Below are 4,969 nucleotides of genomic sequence, written 5' to 3' on the forward strand. Positions count from 1 at the left end.
GTAAGAGACCACCAGCGGCCGGAGTGATCCGGCCGGCTCGGTAAACCCCACCCGGAGCAAGGTCAAAAAGGGGATCCTCGGATCCCCGCGCGGATGATCGAGGGCGGCCCGCCCGAGTCCGCGGGTAGACCGCACCGAGGTCGCCGGCAACGGCGATCCCAGATGGATGACCGCCCGGTCCGTTCGCGGACCGACAGAATCCGGCTTACCGGCCGGCTCCCCTCCCTCACCTGCGCATATTCAGTTGTGTAGAGCCCGCATCCCGGATTCATCCCGGATCGGTTGTCAAGAGGCCAGCCTCAGGACTGCGTCCATCGCGCCCCGACCGAGGTCTTCGTGATCGGGGAACAGGTGCCCGTAGGTGTCGAACGTCTCTGTGATCGAGGCGTGGCCCATGCGGGTCTGAATCGCCTTCGGATTCACCTGAGCTGCGATCTGAGCCGATGCGTAGAAGTGCCTCAGGTCGTGGAAGCGGGTGCCCTTCGGCATGCCGACCTTCTTCACTGCGGCACGCCATACTTCTCCGAAGCGGTTCCGCAAGACCGCCGATCCGTCTCCGTTCGTGATCAGGACTCCGTCACGCCGAGGCGGGAACGCTTGGATATGCCGACTGATCTCCGCGAGAACCCCGTCATCCAGCGGCACTACCCGGCGGCCGGACTTGGTCTTGACCTCGACCAGTTCACCGTTCTGCATCTGCCTACGAACCAGCAGCCGGCGGCGCAGGAACTCGACTCGGTGTTCCGTAAGGCCCAACGCCTCGCCTTGGCGTAGCCCCGCGCCGGCCGCGAGTATCACGGCCAACCGGTACCGCGCTTGGATCGCGTCAGCGAGGGCGAGCACCTGATCAGGCTCGAAGACGACGAGCTCCCGGTCCTCTACCTTGGGCAGCTTTATCCGGGTGCATGGATTGGCGGCGATCAGTTCGTCGTCGACCGCGGCGTTCAGGATGATGCGCAGCACCGCGAACGTGGTGTGCAGGGTAGTTGTGGCGACCTGGCCCTTCAGCCCTGCAACGAAAGCCTTGGCATCGGTCCGGGTGATGCTGGCCAGAGCACGATCACCGAACTGCGGCTTGATCCGCATCCGCCAGTGGCGCTGGTAGGTCTCCAGCGTGTTGCCCGTGACATGCAGCCCAGGGAACCAACGACCCTCGACATACTCCGTCAGCGTCTTCTTGCCGCGCTCGGGGTCGATGTAGGCGCCCCTGAGCATGTCGGCCTCGACCAAGGCCGCGTGCCTTTCGGCATCCGGCTTCCGGTCGAAGGAGAGGTTCTTCTCCTGGCCGGCCGGGTCGACCCACACGACACACCACCGTTTTCCGATGCCGTGCCGAGTGGATCGCGATCCGTCCCTGTTCTTCCAAAGATCACGTATCCGCGCCATCAGGAGGGCTGTCCTCTCTTTTCTCTTCGGGGACCCACCCCGCTTGGAAGTAGCGCTCTCGGTCTATCTGGGCGTCCATCTGCGCAAGGACCCAGGGGGGATTGACGGTCTCTCGGAAGGTTCCGGGCCTGTACTCCTGCCCTGGGGTGGGCAGGGGTTGTTCGCCGCGTGCCCACTCCCATGCCTCGTCGGCGTGGAGTTGCCGGTAAGCCCCGGTGACCTCCACGGCATCCGACCGCGTAAGCGATGGGGGCAGCAGGAGCGCGTTCGGGTTCACGCCGAGCGCGACGGCCAAGACTGTTAGCTCGTCGGCATTGATGTGCCGGGCACCTGGACGTCCGTCGGCCGCAGCTTCGATCTTGTGAATCGCTTCGACCGGGATCTCGTAGCCGAGAGCTTTCGTCGCAGCGGACAACTTTGGGGCCGAGAGCCCTCGCCCTTCGCGGAGTCTGCGAACGTTCGATGCAACTGTTTTAGTTGTAGGCCCGTGGTTTTTAGTCTTGCGTGTCATGTTCGCAACTGTAGCGAGCAACGTCTGTGCACCTCCTTCCTTGGCTAGTGCTCATCGCCGATGACTGCTACTATCCCCAGAGATGCCGATTTTGTCAACGGAGATCCGTTGAAATAAGAGAGGATTTTGGAGATGGAAGCAAGCATGAGGGCTCGCTACCTGACTCCTGAGCAGACAGCAGAGCTGCTCGGCTACACGGTGAGGACACTCAGCATGTGGCGCTACGAGGGGCGCGGCCCCAAGTACATCAAGACGAGTCCCGGCCGCTCCGGGCGCATCCGTTACCCCGAAGACGCCGTCATCGCATGGATGGAAGCGCGCAAGCAGGGCGGGGAAGGCGAGGCTGCTTAATGACCTCAGAAAACACGAAACCCCAGCCTGGCGGGGCCGGGGTTCGCGAAAACGCTCAGCTAGGCGGCGGAGCTACCCACACTCTAGCCGACGCTCCCGAAGGTGAACAGCTCGCCCTCGACGGCATCCCTGCCGCGTTCGCGTCCCTGTTCGCCCCCTGCGGGAAGCGCAGCCGATGGGCCATCTCCTACCGGTGTCCGCGATGCACGGGGACCCACCTTGGCTACTCCCGAGACGGCAATGCCGCCGGCCTTCGTCGGTCGGGCTGTGGCCGCCTTGTGTGGCTCGTCATCGCCCGCACCTACCAGGCAGGAGAGCAGCCATGACGCCCCAGGACAGGGCCGCCCACTGGGCTGCCTCCCAATGGCAGAAATGGCCCACCGTTCCCCACATCACCGACGAGCAGCGCCACCGTCGGCAGTGGTCCCAGACCATCATCGACCGCGGTAAGGACTGCGGCCCGCTCCCACTCTTCGGGTCCCGGGAGTGGTGCCAGCTCGCCGACGACGACCCCCGCAAGGCGGCCGCTGCCGTGCGTGCTGCGGAGGCATGGGCGCGCGAGGGCGACGACCTCGGGTTCACCATCGCCCAGGAGGCGTACAACCGCCGCCGTGCCGATGACGAGTTCTGGAATCGCATGTTCGCCCGCCGTCGAGGCATGGTCAACGATCACCTCGCCCGAGTGCGCGTCAACGAACAGCGAGCCAAGCCCACCACCAGTGCTTGGCCGCCCTATGCCGGCGGCCCGGTCGACTGGGAGACCAACGAAGGGGGTGCCCGTGGACTTCTCCACCGGGATTCCACCGATGCCGCCTGAGCCCGAGACCGGCCAGGCGGACGCGCCAGGCGACGAGGGCGGCAAGGGCAAAGGACCCTCGCAGGCGTCCCTCCTCGTCGAACTCGCCCGCCGTCGCTACGACCTTTTCATGTCGGAGGACGGCCGCCCCTACGGAGTAAAGACCGACGGGCCAAACATCGCCCTGCCGCTGCGGGGCAAGGCCGGACTGCGCTCCCAGCTTGCGCGCATCTACACCGATGAGAAGAACGGTTCGGTGCCATCGCAAGGCGCCCTCGCTGATGCCATGACCGTCCTCGAAGGCGTGGCCTCCTCCGTTGAGCCACGGGTCCCACACCTGCGGGTCGCACGCCACCGTGACGGAATCGTCGTCGACCTGGGCACCAGCGACGGGGCCTGCGTCATCGTCGGCCCGCACGGATGGGAACGCGCCCCCCGTTCGCCGGTGCTGTTCCGACGCTCCGGCGCCATGAAGCCGCTCCCGATGCCGGTACGCGACGGCAATGGGCTGGACAAGCTCCGCGCCCTGCTCAACACCAACGAGGAGGGATTCCGGCTCCTGGTCGCGTGGTTGGTGGCCGCGTTCATCCCCGACCTGCCACACCCCATCCTCGCGTTCCGCGGAGAACAGGGGACCGGCAAGTCCAAGGCAGCGCAGATGGTGATCGGCATCGTCGATCCGTCCGGAGCACCCAAGCGCACCGCGCCCCGGGACATCAAGTCCTGGGCAACCCAGGCATTCAACTCCTGGGCGCTGTGCCTGGACAACGTGTCGATCATCCCCGATTGGCTGTCCGACGCGCTGTGCCGCGCCGTTACCGGTGACGGCATCGTCGACCGGGCGCTGTACACCGATGACGACGTGGTCGTGCTGGAGTTCCGGCGGGTGCTCGCGATGACCACCATCGACGCTGGGGCGCTGGCCGGCGACCTCGCCGAGCGGCTGCTCACCATCGAGTTGAACCTGATCCCCGACCGGGCCCGCCGTGAAGAGGCCGAACTCGACGCCGCCTATGCCGACGCGCACGCGGGCATCCTGGCATCCCTGTTCGACCTTCTCGCGCAGGTACTCAAGGCTCTGCCCGATGTCACACTCACCGAGCGCCCGCGCATGGCCGACTTCGCCCGGGTACTGGCCGCTGTCGACCAGGTGTGCGAGTGGGAGACCCTGGCGTCCTATCGGGCCAGTGCCCGGGATGCTGTGGCTGACGTACTGGACGGAGAACCCTTCGCTCAAGCCGTTGCGGCACTGGTCGACCGATCCGGCCCCGAAGGGATCACGCTCACCGCCTCGGAGCTGCTGGAGCGAGTACCCACCCCTGAGCGGCTGCCGAAGAAGTGGCCCAAGGACGCCACCCGCGCGGGCGGGCAGCTCAAGCGGCTCGCCCCAGCGCTGCGCACGATCGGTATCGAGGTCGACGATTCCAAGCGCGGTCCCAAGCCGAAGAAGCAGCGCCTGTACACGCTGACGGCATCAGCGGAGAGAAGGTACGAAACAGCGTCCCCAGCGTCCCCCGAGGGGCCTCGCGCTACCTCTGACCAGCAAGAACAGGGGGGACGCTACAGGGGGGACGCTAGCGTTCCCCCTCCTGGACAGGGGGACGCTAGGGCGCTTCAGGGGGACGCTACGGCGAACTCAGCGTCCCCCACCGACGATGCCTCTGACCAGGGAAAATCCGTCCGGGGGGACGCTGGGGCGCTGGGGGACGCTGAAATGCAGCCACTCTCTGATCCCACCTCTGTCGTTGAGTGCCATGCCTCTGGATGCACGACCCGCGTAGCCCTAGGGCCTGTTCTGGGTTTGGATCAAGGAGTGGCGGGCAGGCTGCGCAACCACAACAGGGCCCCGCGCAGGTGAAGGCCCGCGAGGTAGCTCTGGGGCGTCTTGTCGTACCGGGTGGCCAGCCCCCGCCATTCCTTGAACT

5 protein-coding genes, 1 other RNA gene and 1 pseudogene are annotated in these 4,969 nt (G+C 66.1%); 4 read left to right on the forward strand and 3 right to left on the reverse strand.

Annotation, left to right across the window (positions count from 1 at the left end; all coding sequences use genetic code 11):
- Positions 1–224, forward strand: an RNA gene (gene rnpB / locus ACJOT3_RS32400) — RNase P RNA component class A; the annotation flags it as partial.
- A gap of 61 nt (positions 225–285) precedes the next feature.
- On the opposite strand, the gene ACJOT3_RS32405 is transcribed toward rnpB, so the two are convergent.
- Both ACJOT3_RS32405 and ACJOT3_RS32410 read right to left on the reverse strand, forming a co-directional pair.
- A complete protein-coding gene (locus tag ACJOT3_RS32405; protein ID WP_406976943.1) occupies positions 286–1,305 on the reverse strand; it encodes a tyrosine-type recombinase/integrase in 1,020 nt (339 codons plus the stop codon).
- Between the two features lie 64 nt (positions 1,306–1,369).
- Complete coding sequence (locus ACJOT3_RS32410; protein WP_406976944.1) at positions 1,370–1,897, reverse strand: helix-turn-helix domain-containing protein; 528 nt, start codon at positions 1,895–1,897, stop codon at positions 1,370–1,372.
- A 132-nt stretch (positions 1,898–2,029) separates the two neighbouring features.
- Here ACJOT3_RS32410 and ACJOT3_RS32415 point away from each other — a divergent pair, with 132 nt between their 5' ends.
- From ACJOT3_RS32415 to ACJOT3_RS32425, 3 genes are all read left to right on the forward strand, one after another.
- Positions 2,030–2,248, forward strand: a complete 219-nt coding sequence (locus ACJOT3_RS32415; protein WP_406976945.1) for a helix-turn-helix transcriptional regulator — start codon at positions 2,030–2,032, stop codon at positions 2,246–2,248.
- Between the two features lie 322 nt (positions 2,249–2,570).
- Positions 2,571–3,065, forward strand: coding sequence for a DUF2742 domain-containing protein (locus ACJOT3_RS32420; RefSeq protein WP_406976946.1), 495 nt, complete (start codon positions 2,571–2,573; stop codon positions 3,063–3,065).
- Entirely contained in the window at positions 3,028–4,902 is a 1,875-nt protein-coding gene (locus tag ACJOT3_RS32425) for an AICE element replication initiation protein (protein ID WP_406976947.1), read from the forward strand. Before ACJOT3_RS32420 ends, ACJOT3_RS32425 begins: the two co-directional genes overlap by 38 nt.
- On the opposite strand, the pseudogene ACJOT3_RS32430 reads toward ACJOT3_RS32425, so the two are convergent.
- Positions 4,851–4,969 (reverse strand): annotated as a pseudogene (locus ACJOT3_RS32430) (IS5/IS1182 family transposase); the annotation flags it as partial. The gene ACJOT3_RS32425 and the pseudogene ACJOT3_RS32430 sit on opposite strands and share 52 nt — an antisense overlap.

The organism is Nocardiopsis protaetiae (assembly GCF_045446735.1).
In the GTDB taxonomy this organism is placed as follows: Bacteria; Actinomycetota; Actinomycetes; order Streptosporangiales; family Streptosporangiaceae; genus Nocardiopsis; species Nocardiopsis protaetiae.

Coding starts and splice junctions, on each gene's coding strand:
- ACJOT3_RS32410 (WP_406976944.1), bottom strand. CDS start 1,897: ATGACACGCAAGACTAAAAACCACGGGCCTACAACTAAAACAGTTGCA.
- ACJOT3_RS32415 (WP_406976945.1), top strand. CDS start 2,030: ATGGAAGCAAGCATGAGGGCTCGCTACCTGACTCCTGAGCAGACAGCA.
- ACJOT3_RS32420 (WP_406976946.1), top strand. CDS start 2,571: ATGACGCCCCAGGACAGGGCCGCCCACTGGGCTGCCTCCCAATGGCAG.